Source organism: Exiguobacterium sp. s11, assembly GCF_018619015.1.
Lineage (GTDB): Bacteria > Bacillota > Bacilli > Exiguobacteriales > Exiguobacteriaceae > Exiguobacterium_A > Exiguobacterium_A indicum.
The window spans coordinates 203452-229698 of the sequence record NZ_JACSNF010000003.1; the positions used below are offsets into that span (position 1 = coordinate 203452).

Sequence of the window (26247 nt, forward strand, 5' to 3'; positions counted from 1 at the left end):
CTTCAATTATTGACCATGACGAAAAAACAATGATTACACGTTCACCTGAACATATACTATAGGATAGTATACCCGATTGCAAGTAAGTTATTCCTACAGATGTAGAATGTGTCGATTTTGAGTCGTGCGAGTTTCGTTTATCGAACGTTCGTGATAAAATTCAAGACAATACTTCTAGCGATGAAAAGATGAAACACATTTGCGGAATCATCAGACTTGCTCGTCTCTAGCATTCCTGTCATGTTATTACTATTGAAACACTACAAAAGGACAAAGGGGCCAATGAATATGTCTACCTACCCGATTACGTTACCAACAAAAGAAGAGCGCCATAAGCTGTTCGGTTCGGTACCACCGATCAAAGGAACAAAACCGACTGAAAAAGATAAGATGGTCGACTTGCAAAATACACCGAAGAACTTCCTGTTCGCACTAGATGCTGTCGGAATCTCGAACGTCAAACATCCTGTCGTCATCCAAGACGGAGACAACACACAAGCGACAGTCGCGACGTTTGAACTGTCGACATCACTCGTACAAGACCGTAAAGGGATCAACATGAGCCGTTTAACGGAGCAACTTGATCAATACCACAACGAAGGTTGGACGGTCACGAACGAGTCACTCATTCAATTCGCGCGTGATTTAGCAGACCGCATGGAACAAACGGAAGGTCAATTGACGATCCGTTATCCATGGTTCTTCACACGTAAAGCACCTGCAACAGGTCTTAGTGGCTTGATGAATGCCGAAGTATGGCAAACGGTCAGCGTCAACACGGAAACGGACGAAGCGACGTTGTCTGTCGGCTTGACGATCAACGTCACGACACTTTGCCCATGTTCAAAAGAAATCAGCGAATACAGTGCTCACAACCAACGTGGTTACGTCACGATGGAAGCATCGTTACGTGATGAAGCAGAAGACTTTGACTGGAAACAATCATTGCTTGATGCTGCGGAATCCAATGCCTCAGCGCCACTTCACCCAGTACTCAAACGTCCGGATGAAAAGCGCGTGACAGAGATGGCATACGAAAATCCACGTTTCGTAGAAGATATGGTTCGCTTGATTGCTGCTGATTTGTACGAAATGGATCCAATCGCTTCGTTCTACGTCGAATGCCGTAACGAAGAAACGATTCACCAACACGACGCGATCGCACGGATCACGTTCGATAAAGACGCACAATAAGTAAGTCTGCCGTACTCCCTCTTAATCCGAGGGAGTACGGCTTTTTTTGTATACCGGCATTGCCCTCCGTTTTGCGAGCGTTTACACTTAACTCGAATGGAGGAATGCACATGTTAGAATTGATTCCTTTTTTACTCGAACGACTTGGTATCATGATCATCTTAGCGTTCATCCTCGCCCAGTGGGGACCGACACGACGGCTACTGCGTCAACCGGAAGCAGGCTGGCAATTCCGTGTTCTCGTCCTGTTTTTTGCGACGTACGGCATTTTAAGTAACTATACAGGGGTCAAAGTCGATTTAGCTGAATTCTTACCCCATGCTTGGCTCGAAGAAGTCGACGGAACATCAGCGATTGCAAACACACGAACGATGATCGTCGTCATCAGCGGACTGCTCGCTGGTCCGCTCGGTGGATTGATGACCGGACTCATCGTCGGGGTTCACCGGTATTCCCTCGGCGGATTCACAGCGTTCGCTTGCGCGCTTTCGACCGTCATCGCCGGTGGTGTCAGCGGTCTCTTACGCTCCTATTGGCGCGACCGTCTCAGTAGCCAAGCATTATTGCCCGTGTGTCTGACTGCTTTTTTAATGCTGTTTGAAATGTCGTTGATTTTACTATTCGCCCGCCCCTTTGATGCGGCAGTCGAACTCGTCCAGTTCATCTTCTTACCGATGACACTGATCAACGTCCTCGGTGTCTGGTTGTTCTTATCGATCATCCGCCTTGCTGCGCGAGAAGAGGAAACGGTTCGGGCACGAGAAGCCGAACGGTCGTTGCATATCGCCGATTTGACTCTTCCGCATCTGACGCGTGGTCTACATATCCATACGGCAGAAGCTGTCGCGGAAATTCTGTTGCAGCAAACGCGAGCCGAAGCCGTCTCACTGACGGATCGTTCCATCATCCTGGCCCATATCGGTATCGGGAGCGACCACCATCAAGCTGGGAGTCACTGGACGACGAAACCGACTGAGCATGTCTTGCAAGACGGACAAGTTCGTCTCGTGACGGAACGACTCGATATCGGCTGTCCCGTAACGGATTGTCCGCTTCAAGCCGGCATCATCGCTCCGCTCATCGTCGGGGAAACGACGATCGGGACGTTGAAAGTCTATTATCCTCATGCCGAATTGCTCGACGCCGTCGAAGTCGAACTCATTGAAGGATTAGCGAAACTGTTCTCGACACAACTAGCACTCGGGAACGCAGAGCGGCAAGCCGGTTTACTGAAGGATGCCGAGATCCGGGCACTCGAAGCACAAATTCATCCCCACTTCCTGTTTAATGCGATCAATACGATTTATGCACTGTGCCGGACGGATGTCGAACAAGCACGCACGTTGTTGCTCGAATTGTCGACATTCTTCCGCAGTAACCTCCAAGGCGCACGATCGACGAAAATTCCGCTCCAAAAGGAACTCGAGCACATCGAAGCATACACATCTCTTGAAGCCGCTCGTTTTCCGAATCGCCCGTTTCTCGATATCGATTTAGCAGACGAGACGACGGCTTTACTCGTTCCACCGTTCATCTTACAACCATTGATCGAAAATGCGTTCCTTCATGCGTTTTCTTCTGAACAGACAGGATATGTCGGGGTGACGGCATGGTGTGAGGCAGACCAGCTGTGTCTCGAAGTCGTCGACAACGGACGCGGGATTGACGCCTCGCGCCTTGCCCGTCTCGGTCGAGAAGTCGTTCCGTCCTCAGGCACCGGTACCGCATTATTCAATACGGCAGAACGGATTCGAAGTTTATATGGTGAAAAGGGACAGTTTACGATCACGAGTGACGGTCAAAACGGCACGACGATCGCGATTCGTCTCCCGATTGAAGTCAGAAAGGAGATTCAGCATGCGCACCTTGTTGATTGAAGATGAACCGCTCGCACGTGACGAGCTCCGTTATCACGTGACCGCAGCCGGTCTTGAAGTCGTCGGGGAAACCGGTAGTGTCGAGGAAGCCGAACGACTCGTTCGCTCCCTTCAACCCGACTTAGTCTTTCTCGATATCGAGCTGACGGACGGAAGTGGTCTTGAAGTCGCTAAACGCTTAAAGTCGATGCCACGTCCTCCGGCTCTTTTGTTTGTGACGGCGTATGATGCTCATGCGCTTGAAGCGTTTGAGCTCAATGCCTATGACTACATCTTGAAACCATATGATCCGGCACGGATTGTCCGTGCGATTGAAAAAGTCGCGCGACCGCTGCCGAAAAAAGCCCCTCGCCTTGAACGTTTAGCCGTCGAGACGGGCGAACAACTGAAATTATTGTCTCCTCAAGATATCAATTATATCGTCGCTGAGAACGGAAAGACGAAGATCGTCACAGAGCACCATGCGTATCCATCGAACGAGACCTTACTCGAACTTGAACGAAAGCTTCAAGATCATCGCTTTTTACGGGTTCACCGCTCATACCTCGTCAACTTATCAGCAATCGATGCCATCGAACCTTGGTTCAACGGAGCCTATAATTTAAAAATTCATCAGATTGATGTGCCAGTCAGTCGGACGTATGTCAAACTACTGAAAGAAGCGCTCGGTATTTGAGCGCTTCTTTTTTGTGATTCAAGGTCCATTTTCAACCTTTCATCGAACGAAACCGACAACTCATCTAAAAATCAAAGAAAGCGCTTCCATAACTTGTATACTAAATCCATCATAGTTCATTCAAGAGGAGGAATTTTAGATGAGCGCTACTCCAATCGTTATTGCTGTCATCTGTATCTTATTAATCGCGTATCGTCTCTACGGCACGTTCATGGCTGCGAAAGTCTTAAAAATCAAAGATGATCGCGAAACGCCCGCTCATAAATTAGCGGATGGAAAAGATTACGTCCCAACGAACAAATGGGTCTCGTTCGGACACCATTTTGCGGCAATCGCTGCTGCCGGTCCACTCGTCGGACCTGTCCTTGCTGCTCAGTTCGGATATCTCCCCGGCTTACTGTGGCTCTTAATCGGTGCCGTCATCGGTGGAGCGGTCCATGATATGGTCGTCCTTTTTGCTTCGATGCGCCAAGATGGTCAATCGCTCTCTGAAGTCGCTAAAAAAGAATTAGGTCCCGTCGCTGGTTTTTGTGCCGGTCTTGCGATGCTTTTCATCATTACAATCACGATGGCTGGTCTATCGATGGTCGTCTTACACGCCCTTGAACATAACCCATGGGGTACATTCGCTGTCTTCTCGACGATTCCGATTGCGATGTTCGTTGGGATTTACTTACGTAAAGATGGTAACTTAGCACTTGCTTCAACAGTTGGTTTCTTACTGATTCTAGCTGCGATTGGTTTTGGTCCTCAGTTAACGGAAACATTCATCGGCGATTGGTTCGATCTGTCGTCACGTCAACTCGCGATTGCTTTACCGATTTATGCATTCTTCGCTGCTGCACTGCCAGTGTGGCTCTTACTCGCACCTCGCGACTATCTATCGAGTTTCATGAAAATCGGTGTCTTCCTTGCTTTGATCGTTGGTGTCTTCATCATCAACCCAGACATTCGATTCCCGGCATTTACGAAGTTCGTTGATGGCGGTGGTCCAATCATCGCTGGTCCAGTCTGGCCATTCATCTCGATCACGATTGCCTGTGGTGCGATTTCTGGTTTCCACGCTTTCGTTGGTTCTGGTACGACACCGAAGATGATCAATCGGTGGAGTGACATCAAACCGGTCGCCTTCGGTGCCATGCTTGTCGAATGTCTTGTTGCCGTCATGGCGTTGATCGCTGCGACATCGCTTGAAGTCGGTGATTACTTCGCCATCAACTCAACACCAGAAGTATTCGCGACGCTTGGTATGAGCACGGTCTATCTTGATGATTTATCCCGTGAAATCGGTCTCGATCTGGCAGGTCGAACAGGTGGTGCCGTCTCACTCGCCGTCGGTATGACATTCATCTTCCGCGCCATCCCGTGGTTCAAAGAGATTGCCGGATTCTTCTTCCAATTCGTCATTCTATTCGAAGCGGTCTTCATCTTAACCGCAATCGATGCAGGAACACGCGTCGCCCGTTACTTGATTCAAGATTTCTTCGGGGAGTTCTACAAACCACTCAAACGTGTCGACTGGATTCCAGGTGCGATCTTCGCTTCGGCACTCGGGACGTTCTTCTGGGGCTATCTCCTGTTTTCGGGTGACATCGGTTCGATTTGGGCATTATTCGGGGTATCGAATCAGCTGATGGCTTCAATCGGCTTGATCATCGGAACGACGATCATCTTGAAAATCGCCGATAAAAAAGTCTATGCGCTGACGACGTTCATCCCGCTCGTCTATCTTCTGATCACAGTAACGTTCGCGGATATCTGGATGGTCGCAAACGTCTATGCGAATCCCGATTCTCCAGGTTTCAGCATCTTGAATACGGTCTTGTCCGTAACGATGGGACTGCTCGCGATCGTCATCACGATCTCAGCCGTCAAGAAATGGATTGAACTGTTGAATTCACCACGTTGGGAAAATCAAAAACGATCTGCGTAAGCGGATTGGTCATATGACAAAAGGCAGTGGACGCATCCACTGCCTTTTTCGTATCTCATTTTTAAAACGGATTATAAAAGCGATTACCATCATAGAAAGTGACGACGAATGACAAAACCGTCAAAAGTAGCACACAGCCGATCGCGACATAATCGATTCGTGTCATCGTCTGTTGGTTGTACCACGTTCGCTTTCGTCCGGCACCGAATCCACGGAGATCCATCGCATTGCTGACGGTCTCAATCCGCTCCAAACTCGTAAATAGCAACGGAAGTAAAATCTGGATGCTATTGCGTGCCCGCTGCCAAAGGGAGCCGTGTGAGACAGCAATCCCTCGTGCTTCTTGAGCGTTCGCGATCGTCCGGAAATCAGATTGAACGTCCGGAATATAACGGAGCGCTAAGGAGACCGCAAATGCGATCTTATACGGAACACCAATCCGATTCAAAGAAGAAGCGAACTCCGTCGGATGGGTCGTGACGAGAAACAACACAGCAATCGGAACGATCACACTGTATTTTAAGATTAAATTGAACAGATAAAATAATTGTTCTGCGGTCATCGTAAATCGTCCGATTCCTTCAAGTAAGACGTGACGCGATCCGTAGATTGCCACGCCCTGCTCTGGTTCGAACAGATAAACAGCGAGCGCATTAATCAGGACGAAAATCGCTGTAAAGATCAAGACGAAGCGGACTTCCCGAAACTGGATACGCGACAATCGGAATAACACGATACTGACTAACCCCATTACAAGTAAGACACGTGTATCATAGGTGAACATCGTTGCTGTCGTAAATAATAAGAATCCGATCAGTTTCGTCGTTCCCGTCAATCGATGAATCGGTGACGTTTTTTCAATATAGCCAAGCATTTCTACAGCCATTGTTCCCGCTCCTTTCGCTCCGCCGTAATCACGGACTCGACGAATCGTTCCGGATCGACTTCGAGGTGTTGCGCTAGCGTAAAGAGCGATGTTTGTTTTAAATGGGCATGATGCAGCAATTGTTCTTGATTCAGCAGTCCAAATGATGTTCCAGCATAACGGATACGCCCAGCTTGCACGAGGCAGACTTGATCACTGTATTCTAAGACGAGATGCATGTCATGCGTGATGATGAGTAACGTCATTCCGTCCTGCTTCAATCCTTCTAAAAAGTCCATCATATCCGAATAATGCCGATAATCTTGACCGGCTGTTGGTTCATCGAGAATCAAGATATCCGGTCGTCGAACGAGAATCGAAGCAATCGTCACTCGTTTCTTCTGACCAAAACTCAGTGCTTGGATCGGCCAATTACGAAACGGATATAATCCGCAACGACGTAATGTCTGCTCGAGACGCTCGTTTTCTTCCGCCTCACTCAGTCCGAGCGCCTGCATCCCGTAGCGGATTTCCTCCTGCACGAGGTGTTTTGAAATCATATGATTCGGATTTTGCAGAACGAATCCGATCGTTCCTGCTCGCTCTGCGATCGATTGGTTCGTGATGTCGATTCCGTCAAGCAGGATCCGACCAGCTGTCGTCCGTTGGTAACCACTCAACACTTTCGCAAGCGTGGATTTTCCGGCACCATTCTGACCAACGATCGTCGTCAGTGTTCCTTTTTGAAAAGTCGCCGTCACATTCTCAAGCACCGGCGTTCCTTGACGATAATGAAACGCCAACTGATTGAGTTCAAGCAATGAAGTAGAGGTTGCAACCTCTTTTTGGGGTGCTTTCTCTAAACGCTCTAACACGTTCGTCTGGTTGAATCGCTTTAAAAAGGGATCGATGCGGCTCGGCTGATCTGAAGGTTGAACGGCAAGCCCAGCCCAGCGTGCGGCACTGACATAGAGAGGTTCACGCAAGATCGCTTCTTGCAGTTTTCCGTTACTTAAGATGACATCCGGATGATCATCAGCGATGATTTCGCCATCGACCATGACGATGATGCGGTCAAACGGAATGACGAGTACATCCTCGATCCGATGTTCGACGACAATCAATGTGCGATTCGTATCACGTTGCAGTCGATCCATAAGCGTCATCGCCTCTTGTCCCGCTACTGGATCGAGATTCGCGAGCGGCTCATCAAACAGTAAGATGTCCGCATCTTCGACGAGGACTCCGGCTAATGCCGCCCGTTGTCGTTGTCCTCCTGATAGATCATTTAATCGTGCTTGCAAGAGCGTCTCGACATCCGTCATCCGTGCGACACGTTCGACGATCTCCTGCATTTCCGGTCGCCCAGTCTGTTTATTTTCGAGCGCAAAGGCGATGTCTTCGCCAACCGATAAACCAACGAACTGCGCATCTGGATCCTGTAACACCGTTCCAATATGCAGCGAACGATCAAATAACGATAACTCCCGGGCATCCTGCCCTTTGATCAGGACCTGTCCTTCCCACGTTCCAGGGTATGAGAACGGAATCAACCCATTGATGCACTGGGCGAGCGTACTTTTTCCTGAACCCGACGGTCCAACGATTAAGATGCGTTCGCCTGCTTGAATCGTTAATTGAATCTGCCGGAGTGTCGGTTCCGACTGACTCCGATATGTAAATGAAAAATCCTGAAATTCGATTACGTTTGTCATATCCTTCTCCCCCCAAGCTAAATGAGCTATGATCCTGCCGTCTCTTCGCACAGGATCATAGCTCATTCGGTCAAGCTTCGCGTTTCAAGCTGCCTGCTTTACTTCTTGTTTTCGCATAGGTGACGAGCAACAACGTTCCAATGACACCGACTGTCAAGATGTTCGATGTCGCAGCGACAGCCCCTTGGACGAAGACTTTGTTCGCTGGCTCCGAGTAAATTAAGATATCGAGTACCGGGGCGATGATGATCCAACCGATCGCTTGCACGATGGCTTGTGTCGCATTGAATAAGACGATTTTACGTGTCGTCAATCCGCCTTCTTCTAGACGAATCCGGTTAGCGATCAATCCGATGCCAAAACCGACGAACCCGGATACGATGACCCAGCTCCACCACGGGGACCCATATAAAATCGCATCTTTTAATCCATGACCGATCAGACCGATCAAACCGGCTGTGACTGGTCCGAACAAAACTGCCATGAATGCGAGAAATGCATAGGATGTCTCAATTGACGTGTTCGGTACGCCTGTCGGAATCACAGCGAATCGACTTAAAATGATGAATACTGCTGCTCCGATCCCGGTTGCGACGATCTGTTTTGTCGTAAATCCTTTCATGTTCGATCTCCTCCTTTAATATGTTGTACGTTAACACTCCAATCATTTCCGATTCCAACCTCAAATGCATGCGCAAACGAACCTTGATTCAAGGCAAGAGCAATCTGATCCAGCGAGTTGATGTAGACGACGCCTGAACCAACCGGCACATCGGCGAACGAATGACCAAAAAGCAGTGTTTGTTCGTAAACAATCCGTTCTCGGTACGAAATCGTTACCTTGACGTGGCTACCGATGTCGAGACCCGCCTGACGGACGAGAGCGACCGGAATATTCGTCCAGACATTTCCGAAGCGAACATCGAGAATCTCGACGATACCGGTAACACCGGTATCCGACGACGAGGCAAGTGTCCGGTCGAGCAAGACGATGTCCGAAGCAGGTAAAACGGGTCCTACTTCCTCGAAGGTGATGACATGGCTCGATAACCGAGCACCCGTGAAGGCAAAGATATCTCGTCCGTGAAACGTATACGATTCACCCATTCGAGGTAAGCGATGCCGTCGATCATCGAGTTGCCTCACTTCAGCAATGTATCCGGCTTGCCAAAGATGCGTCAACGTTCCGTTATCTGGTGTGATGATGTATTGATTCGCATGCGTCCGCGCGACGACACTCTTTCGACTCGATCCGACACTGGATCAACGACAGAAACGAACACCGTTTGCTCCGTCCAGTACGGTACCGTCTGCAGTAACCGATAGGACGCTTCCCAAATGTGGAAGGGCGGAATGTCGTGCGTCAAATCAAAAATCCGAATCTCTGGATTGATGCTATGCGCAACCCCATACATCGCACTCACAGCCCCGTCACTCACGCCAAAGTCTGATTGCAATACCAATGCTTCTGCCATCTCGTCATCCTCCTCCTGCGGGAACGTCTCCACAAAAAAGACACCACGCCCTTATCTCTCAGGACGTGATGTCTGATCACGTGGTACCACCTTCGTTCATGGCTCAACTCACGTTAAGCCACCTCTAGGAGTACGAGACTCCCTGGAATGCTAACGGTATCCGTCCTACCGGTCGGTTCTACTGATGAACACGGTTCACGTTCTTCCGACTGCTCCGGGACCATCTTCAAATGACGAAATCGTCTCATTTCCAGCAACAGAGACTCTCTATCGATTTCTGATCACTTTACTCTTCCCGTCTACGCATGCAGATTTAGTTGTCTGAAAATTTAAATTAATAGTACAACCGTTTCATTCCTGACGCAAGGTTTTTTATTCAGAAATTTTTAAATTCGTCGTCCGGATCGTTCCCCATGGTGACACATCCGCACGGACTTCCAGTGCTTTTGCTTTTTCATATTGTTTTCCGCTTCCCTGTTCGACATAATACTGCGTCAATTGTGGAATCGACACGTATTGATCGTAATAGTCGCCAGCAACACTTCCGAAAAATCGTTCATTCGAAATCCGGTCGATTTGAGCATAACCAGAAGCATCGGTCTTGAAGCTGACATAGACACGTCCATTTTGAATCGTCGGACCTGGTTTTAAATCCGGATACTGCAGCATCACGTATTCGCCGTAAACGGGATCAAACGGATCAAACGGTTCTGCCCGAAAACGGTACGATGTTCCGAACCAGGAGGTCGCAAAAAAGCTGACAATCAACAGACCGACGACGCACGTCTGCAATACGGGCATGAGATAGCGTTTCATGACGCCACACCTCCTCTACGGCGTAACCACCATAAGATACCCGACAATAGGAAGATGAGCAGCGCACCGATGAGGAAAAATAAGGACATGTTCAACCGATCCCACGCATAGATGACGTATATCGCGATTTGAACGAGAATGAAATAGAGGAAGGCTGGCCAGATGATCGCATGACGACGTTCTTGATACAACAGATACAGTAGCGCGGATAGTTCAACGAGGATGGCGAGTAGAATGGCCTGTTCATCAAGCCACAGGACTCCAACGAATCCAAGCGGAACGATAAACAATAAGGAGCGACGTTTTTGATAGAGGAAAATTCCTAACCCAATGGATACGATAGCTAGCAGAATCGCTTCTGTCATAGATGGTAATGCGGCATTTGATTCCGCACGTACAGACAGATAGACGATCGAACTGATGGCAGCAACGATCAGATAGATCATTTCGACGATCCGACGATTGGACTCCTCACGAACAAGCCAGAGAACGGGAACGAGTAAAAATAGCGTCCAGACCGGCCACAGGAATCCGTCATATGATACAAGGAGAAACAAGGAGAGACCACTGAAGAAGAGAAACAGCCAGCTAAACAAAAGCGATGGCAGACGTTGGCTGAAGTAAAACCAACTGAACGACAGCACGACCATCAGACCGAACGATGTCCAGTCGAGATAACTCGCCTGCTCCTGACCAAAACCACCGAGACTCGTAAAGATCGTCCATCCGGAAAGGAAGGCGACGACACCGTATGCTTCATGACGCCAAAGCACATAGTGCGCTAACGCGGCGACAAACACACACCATCCGAGTAATGATCCTTCCATCGGCAAGTGGAAACTTTGAACAACGACGAGAATCGAGGCGCCAAACGCTAGGATTCCACCGATTCGGAAGACAATCGGATGCAACATACTCCGACGTTCCGAAAGATCCGCCATGACGTAACAACTCCACATGAGTGCTACGACAAGTCCGATTTTCCATCCGACCGGCATGACTTGCCAGTTAGCGGCTAAAAAGCTGAACACAGCCAATACGACGAACGTACCCCCTACAATCAACAAGAGCGGTAGACGTTGTTTCGTTGAATGTTGCTTTTCGTAGGTCATGATTCGTTCGACGGTTGATTCATCCAACAGACCCGCATCCTGCCACTCACGTATCTTGCGTAACTGCTTCACCGTACCCACCTCCTTCGAAGTGTTAGATACTTATTATTTTCCCGTTTTAACCCCGTCTCAAGCCCGGATTCACAAGGATTATAAGCTATTTGTTTCGTTTGTCACCGAATGTTGACAGACAAAAAAAGCAAGGAAGACGGGCTTCCTTGCCTTTTTTTGATTTGATCATTTAAACACGGAAACGGGCAACGAGTACCTGTAGCTCTTCCGCCATATCGGATAATGCTTTAGCGGATTGCGAAATTTCTTCCATCGCACTCAACTGTTCTTCCGTCGTCGCTGCGACTTGTTTCGACGCCGACGAATTCTCTTGCGCGATATGAGCGATTTCTGTCGCCGATGCTGACACTTCTTGAACGTTCGCTGCGATTTCCTCGACAGTTGCCGTCACGTCTTCGATCCGTGGTGTCATCTCTTGCGTCCGTTCGAGAATCTTCTGGAATCGTTCTGCTGATGCTTCTGTCGTCGATAAACCGGCTTTCGTCTGTCCCGATACTTCTTTCATCATCGTGACTGACTGATCCGTCTCCTGCTTGATGTTTTGAATCAGTTGCGCAATCTGCTTCGTTGAATCCTGTGACTGCTCTGCTAGTTTACGCACTTCACTTGCGACGACGGCGAACCCTTTTCCGTTTTCGCCTGCCCGTGCTGCTTCAATCGCCGCGTTCAGTGCCAATAAATTCGTTTGTTCGGCAATGCCGTTGATGACATCGACGATTTTCCCGATTTCATTCGAACGATGTGCGAGTGAGCTGATGACACCACCAAAGTTTTGAACGGAGGCATCGATTTCTTTCATCTGCTGGACGTTCTGCAGGACAGCAACTGTTCCGTTCTCAGCTTCTGTAGCCGTTGAACGTGATAGCTCTGAGACGTCCGTTGAGCTCTCAGCAATTCGCATGATGCCAGCTGTAATCGACTGGAGCGAAACAGCATTTGCATCGAGTTGACGCTTCGATTGATCCGCTCCTGCTGCGACCTGTTGAATCGATCCCGCGATTTGTTCCGATGCGGACGTCGTCTGAGCAGAGTTCGCCATTAATTCCTGTGACGAACCGGCCACTTGTGTGATTGACTGATCGAGATTGATGATGATTGAACGGAGTGAGTCGACCATGACGTTAAAGCTTTGTGCGACCTGTCCAACTTCATCGTTTGATTCAACGATGACAGGTTCCGTTAGATCACCAGACTGAATCCGTTCTGCTCCACGTGTCAAATGACCGAGTGGGCGAAGAATCGAGCGAAGGATGAAGTAGATGAAGACGGCTGCGACGAGTAACATTCCGCCGATGACAGCAAGCGTTGTCCACAGAATACTCGACGTCGCATCGGTGATTTCCCGATCGTACAGGGTTCCGGCAACCTTCCACTTCGTTAAATCGTTCGTCATGAAGTCCATCTGTTTACCTTCATTTTCGAATTCATATGAAAATTGTCCGGCTGGGTCATCGTAGAGTGGCGCAACCCAGTTCCCAGTTGCCTTTTCACCTGGTTTTAGCGTCGGGTGCGTAACGAACTTTTTATTCGAATCGAGAATCGTCACATAACCTTCTTTACCGATTTTAATCTTTTTCGCGATTTCTGCGATGCGGTCGACATCGACATCAATCGCCACGACGCCTCTTCCGTTACCCGTCGTCTGCGAAAGCGTGACCATCATCTTGTTCGAGGCCGCATCGACGTAAGGATCCGTGATGACGACTTTTCCCCCTGCTGCTTCTGCTGACTGATACCACGAGCGTTCGCGTGGATCATAATCCTCAGGCATGACTTGTTCCGGGAAAATGTTCATATCCCCCTCTGTCGTCGCGAAGTAGATGTTCGCCGCTTGCGGATGCATGTCGAGGTATTCCGTCATTTTTTCCTTCAACGCTGCATTTTGTTTTCCTTTTTGATAGAGTGTTCCGTCAATTCGGTCCGCAAAAAAGGCGACATCGCGTCGCATCGGATCAATGATATTCTGAATTTCATCGTTCATTCGATCGACTCCACCATGTGCCGATTGAAGAATCTGTTCCGTCATCTTTTGTTTCGCGAGGTCATATGCGACAAAGCCGATTACTAATGCAGGAATCATCAAAAGTAGAATCGATGTCACGATTAATTTTTGTTTGATGCTCATTGTTCGTTTGATCTTTTGTTCCATGTGTCACTCCATTCCCGAGTGCAAGGACTCGTTATTCTACCTTCTTTATCGGAAGAATAACGAAAAATGTTCATAGAGAAATCGATAATCGTTCATTGATTCACATGAAAAAAAGACGACTCTCATGGAGTCGTCTTCCTTGGTAACGCTTCCTCTTATGCTTCTTGATCGCCCTTCCAGTTCATCATGCCGCCTTCGACGTTGACGATGTCGTATCCATATTGCTCGAGGAAACGACCGACGTTTTCGCTTCGCGCGCCCGCTTTACAGATCAAGTAGTAGGTTTCACCTTCTTGCAGCTCCGTATAGCGTTCACCGATCTCAGACATCGGAAGGAAGCGGACGTTCGGAATATGTCCTGCATCGTATTCATCCTGCTCACGGACGTCAACGACGTGTAACGCCTCGCCTGCCTCTAATCGCTCTTGTAACTCGTCTACATGAATCGTTTTCATTTCGTATGACCTCCTGTATGGTTCTGCCGTAAGTGTAGCAAATTCATCATCAAAACAAAACGAAACCGTTTGATACGAAGTGATGAAAAAGCGGACCCGTTTGCGAATCCGCCCATCTCATTATTCTCCTGATGCTCGACGCGTCGATTGACGTGTCTCCTTATGCATTCCCCGTGCATAATAGACGGCAATCAAAATCGCGTACCACAGTGGTCCAACGACCAGAGCGATGCGTGTACTTGCGTCAAATGCCATCAAGACGATGACACCAGCAAGTGCCGCAAGGGCGATATAGTTGGCAACCGGGAAGAACGGAACAGCAAATTCTGCTGAACCATGTACCTTCCGCGCCCGCATTTGTGCGATCAGAATCATTGCCCACGTCCAGACGGCACCGAACGTCGCGATACTCGTAACGATCGCAAAAACATCTTCCGGTAAGAAGTAGTTCAAAGCGACACCGACGAGCAAGGCGACACCTGAAAGAATCGTCGCCAGTGCTGGAACACCGTTTTTCGAGATTTTCGAGAAACGACGTGGTGCTTCACTGTTCTCGGATAAGTTCATCATCATCCGGGCCGTTGAGAAGATACCCGAGTTACATGACGAAAGTGCTGCCGTTAAGACAACGAAGTTGATGATGCCGGCTGCTGCCGGAATACCTAGCGATTGAAATAGTAATACGAAAGGACTACTATTGTTCGCACCGACTTGATCCCACGGATAAATCGATAAAATGACGAAGAGCGCTCCGATATAGAATACTAAGATCCGAAGGAAGACGTTATTGACGGCCTTTCGAATCGTTTTCTTCGGATTCTTCGCTTCCCCTGCTGTGACCCCAATCACTTCAATTCCTAAGAACGCAAACATGACCATCTGCATGGCAAGGAGTACTCCACCGAATCCGTTCGGTAAGAATCCACCATGTGACCACAGGTTCGAAATCCCAACCGGTGTGCCGCCGTTTCCAAGACCAATGACAATCGTCAAGGTCCCTAAGATGATCATGGCGACGATCGCGACGATTTTAATCAACGCAAACCAAAATTCGAATTCACCATAAAATTTAACAGCAATGAAGTTGATGCTCGTCATCAAGACAAGTGCTGCTAGTGCCCATACCCACCCCTGAGAATCCGGGAACCATACTTTCATGTAAATACCGACTGCTGTGATTTCCGCCATACACGTAAAAATCCAGAGTAACCAATAATTCCAACCTGTTAAAAAGCCAGCTAATGGACTGACATACTTCCGGGCATACTCCGCAAAACTACCAGCCACCGGCTCCCGCACTGCAAGCTCCCCAAGTGCTCGCATGATAATGAAAATGATGACACCACCAATCAGATAACCAAGTAAGATCCCTGGTCCTGCTAATTGGATCGCTTTTGCTGACCCTAGGAAGAGTCCGACACCGATTGCCGCCCCCAGCGACATCAGTGTAATATGACGTTCTTCCAGTCCCCGATTCAACTCTGTCTGTTGTTTCATTTTTACGACGTCCTTCCCGTCTCTGTTTGTTTCTTAGCAGTTCCCCGTACCGCTACGTTGTCAGTATAAAGAAGATGTGTCGATTTTGTAAACGTTTTCAATGTATATTTCTTACCAAATCCACATACTCGGAATATTCTGATTACGTTAGCAGTATAAAAAAAGGAACCTCCTGCTACTAAGTAGTATACAGGACAGCTCCTTTCGGAAAGTTACAATTGTTATTCAACTTTAGCAAGTGGTACATCCGGTGACTCCGACTTACTCGTCAATCGGAAGATTCCATTTAGCAATAATGCCGTTAGTGACCCTGCGACGATCGGGCTATCCGTCAAGACACGGATTTGTGACGGGAGACCGGCTACGATCTCAGGATTCATACTGATTCCTAGACCAATTCCGAGGGCAAGTGCCACCGTGATGACGTGTTCATTCTTCGAGAAATCGACCCGCGACAGAATACGAATCCCGCTCGCTGCGACCGTTCCGAACATGATCAACATCGCCCCACCTAGGACAGGTTTTGGAATCAACGTCGTGAACGTCGCCACTTTTGGTAAGAAGCCAAGCAAGATTAAAAATCCGCCCGCAAACAGAATGACTTTACGTGTCTTCACGCCAGTCAACTGAACTAGACCGACGTTTTGGCTATAGGTCGTATACGGGAAACTATTAAAGATACCGCCAACGATCGTCGCGACACCCTCTGCCCGGTAGCCACGTGCTAGGTCTTTATCCGTCAAACGGCGATCCGTGATCTCACCAAGTGTCAAGAACACACCTGTCGATTCGACCATCGAGACGAGACCAACCAGCGTCATCGTCAAGATCGCCGTCGCATTGAATGTCGGAACACCGAAGTAGAACGGCGTCACCATTTGGAACCATGACGCTTCCGCCACCGGACTGAAGTCGATCATCCCCATGCCAAACGCAACCAGTGTACTGATCATCACAGCAATCAAGACGGCTGCTGCTTTTGAAAAGACCGTGCCGTAGCGATTCAAGATTAAAATCAAGACGATCGTTAGTCCGGCGAGTCCAAGATAACGTGCGTCACCAAAGTCCTTCACCCCTTGTCCGCCCCCGATATCGTTGATTGCAGCCGGAATCAAGGAAATCCCAATGATCGTCACGACAGAACCAAGGACGACTGGCGGGAACAGGACTGCAATCTTACTAAACCAGCCTGAGATGACGAGAATGATCAACCCACTCGCAATTAAAGCACCATAAATCGCCGTAATCCCTTGAAGACTACCGATCGCGATCATCGGACCGACTGCGGTGAAGGTACAACCGAGGACGACAGGAAGACCGACGCCTGTATATTTCGTGACGAGCACTTGTAGTAAGGTCGCTACGCCACACATGAAGAGATCAATCGCCACTAAATAAGCAAGTTCTTCTCCCGACAATCCGATCGCACTCCCGACGATCAGCGGAACTACAGCTGCTCCTGTGTACATCGCAAGCACATGCTGAAGTCCGAGACTAGCGGCTTTGAAGTTCGATAGTCTCATACGGTCACCGAGTCAACGAACGTCGCTTTTCCATCCTTCAATGACTCCACACGAGCGAGTGACTCGACGCGGAACCCGGCTTCGATTAACTTTTGACGTCCCGGTTGGAACGACTTTTCAATGACGATTCCAAAACCAGCAACTTCCGCACCTGCCTGCTCAACGAGGCGAGCGAGACCAAATGCCGCTTCTCCGTTCGCGAGGAAATCGTCGATGATCAGAACTCGTTCACCCGGTTGTAGGTATTTTTCTGCAACCGTAATCGTACTCGTCTGTTGTTTCGTAAACGAGAAGACTTCAGCTGAAATCGTTCCTTCATTCAGGGTGACGGATTTCGTCTTACGGGCATAGACCATTGGTACCCCTAAACGGAGCGCCGTCATCATTGCCGGGGCAATACCACCTGCTTCGATCGTCAAAATCCGCGTGATACCGGCATCTTGGAAGCGATCCATGAACTCATAGGCGATTTCCCACATCAAGGTCGGATCGACCTGATGGTTTAAAAAGGCATCCACTTTCAATACTTGATCCGATAATACGATTCCCTCTTGATTAATCATGTCGTGTAGACGTTTCATACATGCATTCTCCTCTTTAAAAACGAAAAAACGTACAGCCGCTACCCGGGGGCAGCCACTGTACGCCAAAAAAGAGAGCAGTAACTCACCACCCGTAGTCGGACCGTTACGGCGATCCGGTAGAGACTCGTGGGCCAATTCCCACTATTATACGAGCGTTGCTATACGTTTACGTTTCGTGATTTTCGTGATGTGTACCATTGTACGGGGTTTAGCGAAAAAGTAAAGACTTTTTCACACCATGCTTAGGCTTGGCGTTCTTCGACTGCTTGCGCTGCCGTGATGATCGCGAGTTTGTAGACATCCTCTTCGTTACAACCGCGTGAAAGATCGTTGACCGGTTTGTTCAACCCTTGAAGAATCGGACCGATTGCTTCGAATCCACCAAGACGTTGTGCGATTTTGTAGCCAATGTTTCCAGCTTCAAGACTTGGGAAGATGAAGACGTTCGCTTGACCTGCGACATCTGATTCTGGTGCTTTTGATTTCGCGACACTTGGAACGAATGCTGCATCGAATTGGAGTTCGCCATCGATTGCAAGCTCTGGTGCACGTTCTTTAGCAATGCGAGTTGCTTCAACGACACGCTCTGTCTCTGGTGATTTTGCTGAACCTTTTGTCGAGAAGCTGAGCAATGCCACTTTCGGATCGATCCCGAATGTTTTCGCTGTTTTCGCAGATGCAATTGCGTTCTCTGCTAGATCGTTCGCATCTGGTGCGATGTTGATTGCGCAGTCTGCGAAGACGTATTGCTCATCGTCACGTACCATGATGAAGACGCCTGATGTTTTTTTATAGCCTTCTTGCATCTTGATGATTTGAAGTGCTGGACGAACTGTATCGCCTGTTGCGTGCATGGCCCCCGATACAAGACCTTCTGCTTGCCCTGTATGAACGAGCATCGTACCGAACGTGTTCACGTCTTTTAAGATGACAGCACGTGCTTGCTCTTCTGTTGCTTTCCCTTTACGACGCTCAACGAACGATGCGACGAGCTCATCGATTCCAGCGTAAGAAGCAGGATCAATCGTATCAAGTCCCGTGACATCGATTCCGTTTGCTGCTGCTGTTTCTTCGATTTGTACACGTGGTCCGATGACGACCGGTGTGACGAGACCGTCTTTCTTCAAACGGACAGCTGCGCCAAGAACACGCGCGTCAATTCCTTCTGGGAAGACGATTTTCGGTTGGTGCGCTTTAATCTTTTGTTCTAACATATCGAATAGTTGCATTAGTTTCTCTCCTTTTTAGGTAAACACGACGTCGTCGATTTGATCCATTTTCTTTTCCATCGTTTATTATACACAGTTCTCAATCGTTGTTAAAACAATTTGCAAAAAAGTTATCTAACAAAAGCACTGAAGCCATATTCACCGACTATTACAGTCATTTTCAAGAATGGTACAGAGACTATTTCCAAGCAACGTAATCTCCACTTCCCCTTTTACCCACTCTCTGCTTTTTTCATGTGTTACGATCTCATGGATAAAGACCTTTTCGGGCGAAGCGTTTCAACAGAATGTGATAAGATAGGATATGGAAAAGGATAATTTATTTCAGACTCAGGAGGTCATCCCATGCAACATCAAACATCTGAACCGACTGCTACGCAACAAGCCGCTGAAACACTCGACGGCTGGTATACATTACATGATTTCCGCCGGATCGATTGGTCACGCTTGAAACAAGTCGACGCAACAGACCGCGCGCGCATGATTGAAGAGTTCCAAGCCTTCCTCTCAGAGCTTTCTGGTGTCGAAGCGACAAAAGACGGAAGCCATGCACTTTACACGATCATCGGTCAAAAAGCCGATCTCGTCTTGATGGTTCTTCGTCCAACGATGGAACAAATCCAAGACGTCGAAGTCAAAATGCAAAAACTCGATCTCTATGATTACTTGATCCCGACGTATTCTTACGTTTCTGTCGTCGAACTCGGTACGTACCGTGGTTCAGGCGAAGGAAACCCATACGAGAACCCTTACGTGCGTGATCGTCTCTATCCAATCTTGCCGCAAGCGAAGCACATCTGCTTCTACCCGATGAGCAAGTCGCGTCGCGATGGCGACAACTGGTACACGCTCTCAATGGAGAAACGTAAAGAGCTCATGTATCGTCATGGTATGATTGGTCGGAGTTATGCTGGGAAAATTCAGCAAATCATCGGTGGATCAACTGGATTTGACGATTGGGAATGGGGCGTCACGCTCTTCTCAGACGACATTCTTCAGTTCAAGAAAATCGTCTATGAAATGCGTTTTGACGAAGTCAGCGCGAAGTACGGCGAGTTTGGTGAGTTCTTCATCGGGAACCGTCTCGAAAGTGAACAATTAAATACTCATTTTGCACTTTAATGTGTTGAATGACGTTTGATTGAAATATCTCATGGGAATATACTCCTTGCGGCTACAAAACAGGCTATAAAATAGTAGGTTGATTACGTAAGGAGGAATTACCATGGGGAATGCTATGAACCGATCGACACGATCGCGTGAATTGCAATTCGCTGTGCTTTCAAAAGAGCTGAAACCGGTTGCAGATCGTGTACTGGATCGCTATGAGCAAGCATTATCGAAGCTAAACAAAACACAAACGACAAAACGATGAACTCGTTTTGATACTTACGCCTACTCCATCGCGAGTAGGCGTTTTTCATACAAAAAAGACCGTTCTTCTCCATGACGGAAGAAAAACGGTCAATCCTCATAATCCTTTGTAGGCACCAATTGCGACAAAGATCCATGCTGCGATGAACAAGACGCCACCAATCGGTGTGATGGCACCCAGTTTTGTTACATTCGTCAATGCCATGACGTACAGACTACCGGAGAAGAAGACGATTCCGGCAAGCATCAGCCATGCAGCCAACGACCATTGCGGGATCGATGCTTTTAGTAAGAGTCCCCCGAGTGCTAGGATACCGAGCGAGTGTACCATCTGGTAAAGTACGCCTGTCTGCCAGTTCGCGAGCATCCGTTCCGTCAACATATCTTTTAAGGCGTGTGCACCGAATGCACCTAGTGCGACCGATAACATCATCGAGATCGCGCCAATCATAATGAAAACTTTCATGCTTATTCTCCCCCTAACCGTCGTGCTGGTAAATTCCATTCATAATAATACGATAGCATACGTAAAACGGTGATGAGTCCGAGCAATGTGAACAAATGTAGAGGATTCGTCAATTGGAAACGATCAATCACGAGTGCTGCCATGACGGCCCACATCGCATAGATCTCTTTATGCAAGACGAGTGGTTTCCGACCAGCGAGTAAATCGCGAATCACTCCACCACCAACACCAGTCAGCACAGCAGCTGAAATCGTCGCGGACAACGGCAGTCCTTTTGCTGTCGCCATCAAGGCACCTTGAATCGCAAACGCAGACAACCCGAGCGCATCCGCAAGGACGCCCCAACGTGTCCAGTGCGGCAAGAACAACTGGGGTAACATGAAAATCAACAACGCAACGAGAATCGCGACTAAAAAGAGACCACCTTGCGACCAGAGAGCCGATACCGGTACACCAATCAGTAAATTACGAATGGCACCACCACCGAATGCTGTGATCAAAGCAAGTAACCAGACACCGAATAAATCATATTTTTCTTCCATCGCAACAATCGCACCACTCATCGCAAAAGCGACCGTGCCGATGATATTCAATAAGTCCCAGGACATGCGCACATTTCACCTTTCTACAAAGAAATTCCAATACTTACTATACTCTCTTTTTAGTTTCCGTAAAGCATTAATTTTCTGTCACCGTTTCGACCGTTTGCGAGTGACGTTTTTAGGTAAAGTAACCTATACTGAAACAAACTGTACAGGAAGCTAGGTGACCGTATGAAACGTTGGGCGCTTTATCGCATCGTCGTCATCGTGACGATGTTCGCACGTTACATTTTTACGATCTATCGATTCACCCGGAAAAACCGGCCAGGTACGAACAACGAAGAGTTTGAGCGCATCATGATCCGGATTGCGCGTGACTATAAGAAAAAAGCATTACGGTTAGAAGGGTTACTGATCAAGCTCGGTCAGTTCTTGTCGATTCGAGCCGATCTATTTCCTCCGTCCGTCTTGATGGAACTGACCGAACTCGTCGATAAAGTTCCTTCAAGTAAACTTGGAGAGTCACGTAAGATCATCGAAGAGGATTGGGGTATGCCGATCGAAGAGATCATCTCGGATATCAGTTCCCGTCCTGTCGCTTCTGCCTCGATTGGTGAGGTGTACAGCGGAACCTTAAAATCAAATGGTAAAAAAGTTGCGATCAAAGTTCAGCGACCGAACATCGAACAAATCATCAAAACCGATTTCCGTGCCATGCGCATCGTCATTGCCATGTTACGCCGGACTTCATTAAACAAATCGACTGATTTACAAAGTCTGTATCGCCAAATGGTCTTCGTCATCGGTGATGAATTGAATTACCGAACTGAATTAAAAAACGGTCTCTACTTTAAAAAAATGTATGAGACGAATCCTGTCATCTATATTCCGAGTTATTATGAAGAACATTGTACGAATCGTGTGCTCGTCATGGAATGGATTGACGGGACACGTATCACCGATCTCGATTATTTAGCGGAACATCAGATTGATCGTGACGAACTAGCGCGTAATCTCTTCTTGAACGCTGGTGAGCAATTACTGTTCGGCGGGAAATTTCACGCCGACCCACACCCGGGCAACGTCCTCGTCCAGTCCGACGGCAAAATCGTCTTGCTTGATTTTGGGATGATTGGAGCGACGACGCCTGATGACATGCGAGCGATTCAACGAATCCTCCAATCCTTCGTCACATTAGATTATGATGCGATCGTCGATGGTCTCGAAGATTTACGATTCCTGTTGCCGAATGCGAATAAGCAAAATATCCGACAAGCAATTGAAAAAGCGGTCACGTTCTATCTCGAGAGTGATATGGAAAACGTCGATACGAAACTGATTGAGAAGGTCTTATCCGATATCGAATTGCTCGTCCGAAACGAACCGATCCAGCTCCCTGCCGAGTTTGCGTTCTTTGGTCGTGCTGCCTCGACGATTCTTGGGATTCTTCAGATTCTTTCACCGCAAATCAACCTACTCGAGTTAGCCAAACCAATGGTTCGGCGTTGGCTCGATGATGAAGGAAAAAACCAAAATCGTTATCTGCAAATCGCTGGATCGTACGGTGCGCGATTGCTCGCCTTCCCGCGTCTTGTCAACGATGCCTTAAGCGAACCGACACGTTGGCGGATCATGGAGCAACAAAAGTTCTCTCGTGTCGCGAACATCGAATCACTCAAAATCCGGCAGTGGACGAGTTCACTCGTCGGGATCATCAGTCTTCCCTTTAGTTATCTCGGCTATTATTTTACGCAGTACGACGTCATGGGCATTTCCTTGACGATCGCCGTCATCGCATTATGGAATGGTCGACGGATCGGACGACAAATCGTCCGGATTGCTGACGAACCGTTCCGATAAACGAAATATCAATAAACGTCCATTTCGATGGGCGTTTTTTTATTTCAGAATAATTCTTCTTCACGCTTCGAGGTTTTTCCTCGCGTCTCGCGGGGTACAGCTTCAAGTAGAGAGATAACAGTAAGGAGAGGTGAAACACTTGATTGATATTTTTATTGCCATCGTTCCTGCATTAATGTGGGGATCGTTGCCGCTCGTCGTCTCAAAAATCGGAGGTTCAACGGCGCAACAAATTATCGGTACGACTCTGGGTGCGTTGCTTTTCGCGATCGTCACCTTCTTTTTTGTCAGCCCAGAGCTGTCGACGACTGCTTGGGTCGCTGGATTCTTTTCTGGTGCCTTCTGGGCGCTCGGTCAAAAAAATCAGTTTGCCGCATTCCGTCAAATGGGTGTCTCAAAGACGATGCCCATCTCAACAGGGATGCAACTCGTCGGAACATCGTTGTTTGGTGTTCTCGCTTTTGGAGAGTGGTCAACGACAACTGCGTTGATTCTCGGAATCAGTGCCCTTGTATTGATCATTGCCGGAGCCGCTTTCACGTCTTACAAGGAAGATAAGAGTAAAGAAGATGAGAATATCGGAAAAGGACTGACGCTCCTCCTCATCTCGACTGTCGGATATGTTGGCTACGTCGTCATTGCCCGTTGGTTCGATATCAATGGATGGGAAGCAGTCTTACCACAAGCTGTCGGGATGGTCGTGAGTGCGATTCTCCTTTCTTTACGAGAAGGAGATCTCTTCACGAAGAAAACAGCCGGCAATACAGTCGGTGGACTCATGTGGGCTGTCGGGAACGTCGCTTTACTGTTTGCCACAGCAAAAGTCGGAGTCGCAACGAGCTTCTCCTTATCTCAAACAGGGGTCGTCATCTCAACGATTGGCGGTGTACTCTTACTAAAAGAAACGAAGACGAAGAAAGAGATGACCTTCGTCATCATCGGTTGTATTTTAGTCGTTGCTGGCGGGATCATGATTGGATTTACGAAACAATAATGAAGGAGTGAAGCATCATGTATGAAAGTTTAAAGGGAAAAGTAGCCATCGTAACAGGTGGATCAATGGGAATCGGTGAAGCTATCGTTCGCCGTTATGCAGAGGAAGGTATGCGTGTCGTCATCAACTATCGCAGTCATCCGGAAGAAGCGAAGAAAATCGCTGAATCGATTCAAGATAAAGGCGGCGAAGCTATTACAATTCAAGGAGATGTCTCGAAAGAAGACGATATGATCAACCTTGTCAAAGAGACTGTCGCTCACTTTGGTCAGTTGGATGTTTTCGTCAACAACGCAGGGATTGAAATGCCTTCAGCCTCCCATGAGATGTCACTCGAAGACTGGCAAAAAGTCATCGACGTCAACTTAACAGGTGCATTCCTCGGTGCGCGTGAAGCTCTGAAGTACTTTGTCGAACACGATGTTAAAGGTAGCATCATCAACATGTCGAGTGTTCATGAAATCATTCCATGGCCAACGTTCGTCCACTACGCTGCAAGTAAAGGTGGCGTCAAATTGATGACACAAACCCTTGCGATGGAATATGCACCAAAAGGCATTCGGGTCAATGCGATTGGACCTGGTGCGATTAATACACCGATCAACGCTGAAAAATTCGAAGATCCGGAACAACGAAAAGAAGTCGAGAGTATGATTCCAATGGGCAATATCGGAAAACCTGAGGAAATTTCAGCCGTTGCCGCATGGCTTGCGTCGGACGAAGCAAGTTATGTCACTGGTATCACACTCTTTGCGGACGGCGGGATGACACTTTACCCGTCTTTCCAGGCAGGACGCGGTTAACCTATTTTGAATAGACAAGGAGAGAACCGCTCATGGCCACTTTTTTCTCATTGATCCGTCGCGGCAATAAGTCAGCACTTGCTGCTGCAATCGTCAACACGATCATTGCTATCATCAAGTTCGTCGCTTATATCTTGACTGGGAACGTTGCAATGTTTGCTGAAATGATGCATACGATTGGTGACGCGGCGAATCAGTTTTTCGTCTATATTGGTTCTGCTCTAAGTAAAAAAGCACCAACGAAACGATTCCCGAACGGATTCGGTCGCCTTGTTAACCTCGTCTTACTTGCTGCAATCATCGTCGTTGCGTTGCTTGCGTATGAGACGATTCGTGAAGGAATCTTGCATATCACACACGGTCCTAGCGAAGAGACGACTGGGCTTTGGATCATTTTGACGGCACTTGGAATTGGTGTCGTCCTCGAAGTCGGCGTCTTTTATAAAGCGATGATCGAGATTGCTCATGAAACCGGGCTTAAGTCTAGAGGGCTGACACTAGTTGGTCAAAGCTTCACCCATCTTGGGCAGGCAAAACCAGCGACACGCCTTGTCTTCATGGAAGATCTTGTTGCGACTCTCGGTGGTATCATCGCGATCATCGCCGTCCTGATTTCGCATTACACATCGTTTTATCAAGCAGAGGGCATTGCATCGATTTTGATTGGTCTGATGATGTTCTACGTCGTCTATAATGTCTTTATTCAAAATGCTGCCGGTGCGCTCGGTGAGATTGATGAAGTACTGACTGCTAAAATTGGTGAAATCCTATTACGTGATGAAGCGGTTCGTGATATTGAAAAGCTTGAAGTCATCAAGGAAGGGGATCACTTCCATGTCGAGACAGAGATTGAAGTGGATCCTAACTTAACGATTGCCCAAGCGGACGACATCAAGGACCGGCTTGAACTTCAAATCCGAATTCTTAAAGGGATCACCGATGTCACGATTTCCTTTGATGAAGATGATAAAGTACAGCAGTATCAATCCCCCTCACCACCTGTAGAGTAAACAAAAAGCCATCGATTCCGATGGCT

Annotated in this window: 23 protein-coding genes, 1 pseudogene and 1 riboswitch; of the genes and pseudogenes, 10 read left to right on the forward strand and 14 right to left on the reverse strand. The window is 48.1% G+C overall.

Annotated elements, in window-relative coordinates:
• The first annotated feature begins 288 nt into the window (after positions 1-288).
• The 4 genes from folE2 (at position 289) to KNQ12_RS12065 (ending at position 5680) form a co-directional block, all read left to right on the forward strand.
• The gene (gene folE2 / locus KNQ12_RS12050) at positions 289-1194 is read left to right on the forward strand and encodes a GTP cyclohydrolase FolE2 (protein ID WP_035399184.1); all 906 of its coding nucleotides are present in this window, start codon (positions 289-291) and stop codon (positions 1192-1194) included.
• 110 nt (positions 1195-1304) lie between these two features.
• The gene (locus KNQ12_RS12055; protein ID WP_023466773.1) at positions 1305-3071 is read left to right on the forward strand and encodes a LytS/YhcK type 5TM receptor domain-containing protein; all 1767 of its coding nucleotides are present in this window, start codon (positions 1305-1307) and stop codon (positions 3069-3071) included.
• The gene (locus KNQ12_RS12060) at positions 3052-3747 is read left to right on the forward strand and encodes a LytR/AlgR family response regulator transcription factor (RefSeq protein WP_023466772.1); all 696 of its coding nucleotides are present in this window, start codon (positions 3052-3054) and stop codon (positions 3745-3747) included. The genes KNQ12_RS12055 and KNQ12_RS12060 overlap by 20 nt, the downstream gene beginning before the upstream one ends.
• Positions 3748-3886: 139 nt before the next feature.
• A complete protein-coding gene (locus KNQ12_RS12065) occupies positions 3887-5680 on the forward strand; it encodes a carbon starvation CstA family protein (protein WP_214748333.1) in 1794 nt (597 codons plus the stop codon).
• 61 nt (positions 5681-5741) lie between these two features.
• Here KNQ12_RS12065 and KNQ12_RS12070 read toward each other — a convergent pair whose 3' ends face one another.
• The 12 genes and pseudogenes from KNQ12_RS12070 to pta all read right to left on the reverse strand — a co-directional run bounded on the left by KNQ12_RS12070 (position 5742) and on the right by pta (position 19172).
• Complete coding sequence (locus KNQ12_RS12070; protein ID WP_023466770.1) at positions 5742-6566, reverse strand: energy-coupling factor transporter transmembrane component T family protein; 825 nt, start codon at positions 6564-6566, stop codon at positions 5742-5744.
• The gene (locus KNQ12_RS12075) at positions 6557-8260 is read right to left on the reverse strand and encodes an energy-coupling factor transporter ATPase (protein ID WP_035399188.1); all 1704 of its coding nucleotides are present in this window, start codon (positions 8258-8260) and stop codon (positions 6557-6559) included. Before KNQ12_RS12075 ends, KNQ12_RS12070 begins: the two co-directional genes overlap by 10 nt.
• 70 nt (positions 8261-8330) lie before the next feature.
• Entirely contained in the window at positions 8331-8882 is a 552-nt protein-coding gene (locus KNQ12_RS12080) for an ECF-type riboflavin transporter substrate-binding protein (RefSeq protein ID WP_075642774.1), read from the reverse strand.
• A pseudogene (locus tag KNQ12_RS12085) lies at positions 8879-9735 on the reverse strand (SAM hydrolase/SAM-dependent halogenase family protein). The gene KNQ12_RS12080 and the pseudogene KNQ12_RS12085 overlap by 4 nt, the downstream one beginning before the upstream one ends.
• Before the next feature lie 372 nt (positions 9736-10107).
• Positions 10108-10551, reverse strand: a complete 444-nt coding sequence (locus tag KNQ12_RS12090) for a GDYXXLXY domain-containing protein (RefSeq protein WP_023466766.1) — start codon at positions 10549-10551, stop codon at positions 10108-10110.
• A complete protein-coding gene (locus KNQ12_RS12095; RefSeq protein ID WP_214748329.1) occupies positions 10548-11735 on the reverse strand; it encodes a DUF2157 domain-containing protein in 1188 nt (395 codons plus the stop codon). The genes KNQ12_RS12090 and KNQ12_RS12095 overlap by 4 nt, the downstream gene beginning before the upstream one ends.
• Positions 11736-11904: 169 nt before the next feature.
• Entirely contained in the window at positions 11905-13884 is a 1980-nt protein-coding gene (locus KNQ12_RS12100) for a methyl-accepting chemotaxis protein (protein ID WP_214748326.1), read from the reverse strand.
• 155 nt (positions 13885-14039) lie between these two features.
• Positions 14040-14339 (reverse strand): rhodanese-like domain-containing protein, encoded by a 300-nt coding sequence (locus KNQ12_RS12105; RefSeq protein WP_023466762.1) that lies wholly within the window; start codon positions 14337-14339, stop codon positions 14040-14042.
• Positions 14340-14459: 120 nt separating this feature from the next.
• The gene (locus tag KNQ12_RS12110) at positions 14460-15836 is read right to left on the reverse strand and encodes an amino acid permease (protein WP_050677311.1); all 1377 of its coding nucleotides are present in this window, start codon (positions 15834-15836) and stop codon (positions 14460-14462) included.
• Between the two features lie 221 nt (positions 15837-16057).
• Entirely contained in the window at positions 16058-17359 is a 1302-nt protein-coding gene (locus tag KNQ12_RS12115; protein ID WP_035399197.1) for a nucleobase:cation symporter-2 family protein, read from the reverse strand.
• Complete coding sequence (locus KNQ12_RS12120; RefSeq protein WP_023466757.1) at positions 17356-17940, reverse strand: xanthine phosphoribosyltransferase; 585 nt, start codon at positions 17938-17940, stop codon at positions 17356-17358. The genes KNQ12_RS12115 and KNQ12_RS12120 overlap by 4 nt, the downstream gene beginning before the upstream one ends.
• Positions 17941-18015: 75 nt before the next feature.
• Positions 18016-18115: riboswitch (purine riboswitch) on the reverse strand.
• Positions 18116-18185: 70 nt separating this feature from the next.
• Entirely contained in the window at positions 18186-19172 is a 987-nt protein-coding gene (gene pta / locus KNQ12_RS12125) for a phosphate acetyltransferase (RefSeq protein WP_035399200.1), read from the reverse strand.
• Positions 19173-19517: 345 nt separating this feature from the next.
• Between pta and hemQ the strand changes: the two genes are divergently transcribed.
• On the forward strand, positions 19518-20294 hold the full coding sequence (gene hemQ / locus KNQ12_RS12130) for a hydrogen peroxide-dependent heme synthase (protein WP_050677313.1): 777 nt from the start codon (positions 19518-19520) through the stop codon (positions 20292-20294).
• A gap of 103 nt (positions 20295-20397) precedes the next feature.
• On the forward strand, positions 20398-20547 hold the full coding sequence (locus tag KNQ12_RS12135) for a hypothetical protein (RefSeq protein WP_023466754.1): 150 nt from the start codon (positions 20398-20400) through the stop codon (positions 20545-20547).
• A gap of 96 nt (positions 20548-20643) precedes the next feature.
• On the opposite strand, the gene KNQ12_RS12140 is transcribed toward KNQ12_RS12135, so the two are convergent.
• Both KNQ12_RS12140 and KNQ12_RS12145 read right to left on the reverse strand, forming a co-directional pair.
• The gene (locus KNQ12_RS12140) at positions 20644-21012 is read right to left on the reverse strand and encodes a DUF423 domain-containing protein (protein ID WP_023466753.1); all 369 of its coding nucleotides are present in this window, start codon (positions 21010-21012) and stop codon (positions 20644-20646) included.
• Between the two features lie 2 nt (positions 21013-21014).
• The gene (locus KNQ12_RS12145; protein ID WP_023466752.1) at positions 21015-21620 is read right to left on the reverse strand and encodes a trimeric intracellular cation channel family protein; all 606 of its coding nucleotides are present in this window, start codon (positions 21618-21620) and stop codon (positions 21015-21017) included.
• A gap of 165 nt (positions 21621-21785) precedes the next feature.
• On the opposite strand from KNQ12_RS12145, the gene KNQ12_RS12150 reads away from it, so the two are divergent.
• The 4 genes from KNQ12_RS12150 to KNQ12_RS12165 all read left to right on the forward strand — a co-directional run bounded on the left by KNQ12_RS12150 (position 21786) and on the right by KNQ12_RS12165 (position 26221).
• A complete protein-coding gene (locus tag KNQ12_RS12150) occupies positions 21786-23414 on the forward strand; it encodes an ABC1 kinase family protein (protein WP_058265463.1) in 1629 nt (542 codons plus the stop codon).
• A gap of 142 nt (positions 23415-23556) precedes the next feature.
• A complete protein-coding gene (locus KNQ12_RS12155; RefSeq protein ID WP_214748423.1) occupies positions 23557-24408 on the forward strand; it encodes a GRP family sugar transporter in 852 nt (283 codons plus the stop codon).
• 17 nt (positions 24409-24425) lie between these two features.
• Positions 24426-25211 carry a glucose 1-dehydrogenase gene (locus tag KNQ12_RS12160; RefSeq protein ID WP_023466749.1) on the forward strand — a complete coding sequence of 262 codons (786 nt, stop codon included), beginning with the start codon at positions 24426-24428 and terminating at the stop codon, positions 25209-25211.
• Positions 25212-25243: 32 nt separating this feature from the next.
• Complete coding sequence (locus KNQ12_RS12165; RefSeq protein ID WP_214748324.1) at positions 25244-26221, forward strand: cation diffusion facilitator family transporter; 978 nt, start codon at positions 25244-25246, stop codon at positions 26219-26221.
• The last annotated feature ends 26 nt before the right edge of the window (positions 26222-26247 follow it).

Coding starts and splice junctions, on each gene's coding strand:
- folE2 (WP_035399184.1), top strand. CDS start 289: ATGTCTACCTACCCGATTACGTTACCAACAAAAGAAGAGCGCCATAAG.
- KNQ12_RS12055 (WP_023466773.1), top strand. CDS start 1,305: ATGTTAGAATTGATTCCTTTTTTACTCGAACGACTTGGTATCATGATC.
- KNQ12_RS12060 (WP_023466772.1), top strand. CDS start 3,052: ATGCGCACCTTGTTGATTGAAGATGAACCGCTCGCACGTGACGAGCTC.
- KNQ12_RS12065 (WP_214748333.1), top strand. CDS start 3,887: ATGAGCGCTACTCCAATCGTTATTGCTGTCATCTGTATCTTATTAATC.
- KNQ12_RS12070 (WP_023466770.1), bottom strand. CDS start 6,566: ATGGCTGTAGAAATGCTTGGCTATATTGAAAAAACGTCACCGATTCAT.
- KNQ12_RS12075 (WP_035399188.1), bottom strand. CDS start 8,260: ATGACAAACGTAATCGAATTTCAGGATTTTTCATTTACATATCGGAGT.
- KNQ12_RS12080 (WP_075642774.1), bottom strand. CDS start 8,882: ATGAAAGGATTTACGACAAAACAGATCGTCGCAACCGGGATCGGAGCA.
- KNQ12_RS12090 (WP_023466766.1), bottom strand. CDS start 10,551: ATGAAACGCTATCTCATGCCCGTATTGCAGACGTGCGTCGTCGGTCTG.
- KNQ12_RS12100 (WP_214748326.1), bottom strand. CDS start 13,884: ATGGAACAAAAGATCAAACGAACAATGAGCATCAAACAAAAATTAATC.
- KNQ12_RS12105 (WP_023466762.1), bottom strand. CDS start 14,339: ATGAAAACGATTCATGTAGACGAGTTACAAGAGCGATTAGAGGCAGGC.
- KNQ12_RS12110 (WP_050677311.1), bottom strand. CDS start 15,836: ATGAAACAACAGACAGAGTTGAATCGGGGACTGGAAGAACGTCATATT.
- KNQ12_RS12115 (WP_035399197.1), bottom strand. CDS start 17,359: ATGAGACTATCGAACTTCAAAGCCGCTAGTCTCGGACTTCAGCATGTG.
- KNQ12_RS12120 (WP_023466757.1), bottom strand. CDS start 17,940: ATGAAACGTCTACACGACATGATTAATCAAGAGGGAATCGTATTATCG.
- pta (WP_035399200.1), bottom strand. CDS start 19,172: ATGCAACTATTCGATATGTTAGAACAAAAGATTAAAGCGCACCAACCG.
- hemQ (WP_050677313.1), top strand. CDS start 19,518: ATGCAACATCAAACATCTGAACCGACTGCTACGCAACAAGCCGCTGAA.
- KNQ12_RS12135 (WP_023466754.1), top strand. CDS start 20,398: ATGGGGAATGCTATGAACCGATCGACACGATCGCGTGAATTGCAATTC.
- KNQ12_RS12140 (WP_023466753.1), bottom strand. CDS start 21,012: ATGAAAGTTTTCATTATGATTGGCGCGATCTCGATGATGTTATCGGTC.
- KNQ12_RS12145 (WP_023466752.1), bottom strand. CDS start 21,620: ATGTCCTGGGACTTATTGAATATCATCGGCACGGTCGCTTTTGCGATG.
- KNQ12_RS12150 (WP_058265463.1), top strand. CDS start 21,786: ATGAAACGTTGGGCGCTTTATCGCATCGTCGTCATCGTGACGATGTTC.
- KNQ12_RS12160 (WP_023466749.1), top strand. CDS start 24,426: ATGTATGAAAGTTTAAAGGGAAAAGTAGCCATCGTAACAGGTGGATCA.
- KNQ12_RS12165 (WP_214748324.1), top strand. CDS start 25,244: ATGGCCACTTTTTTCTCATTGATCCGTCGCGGCAATAAGTCAGCACTT.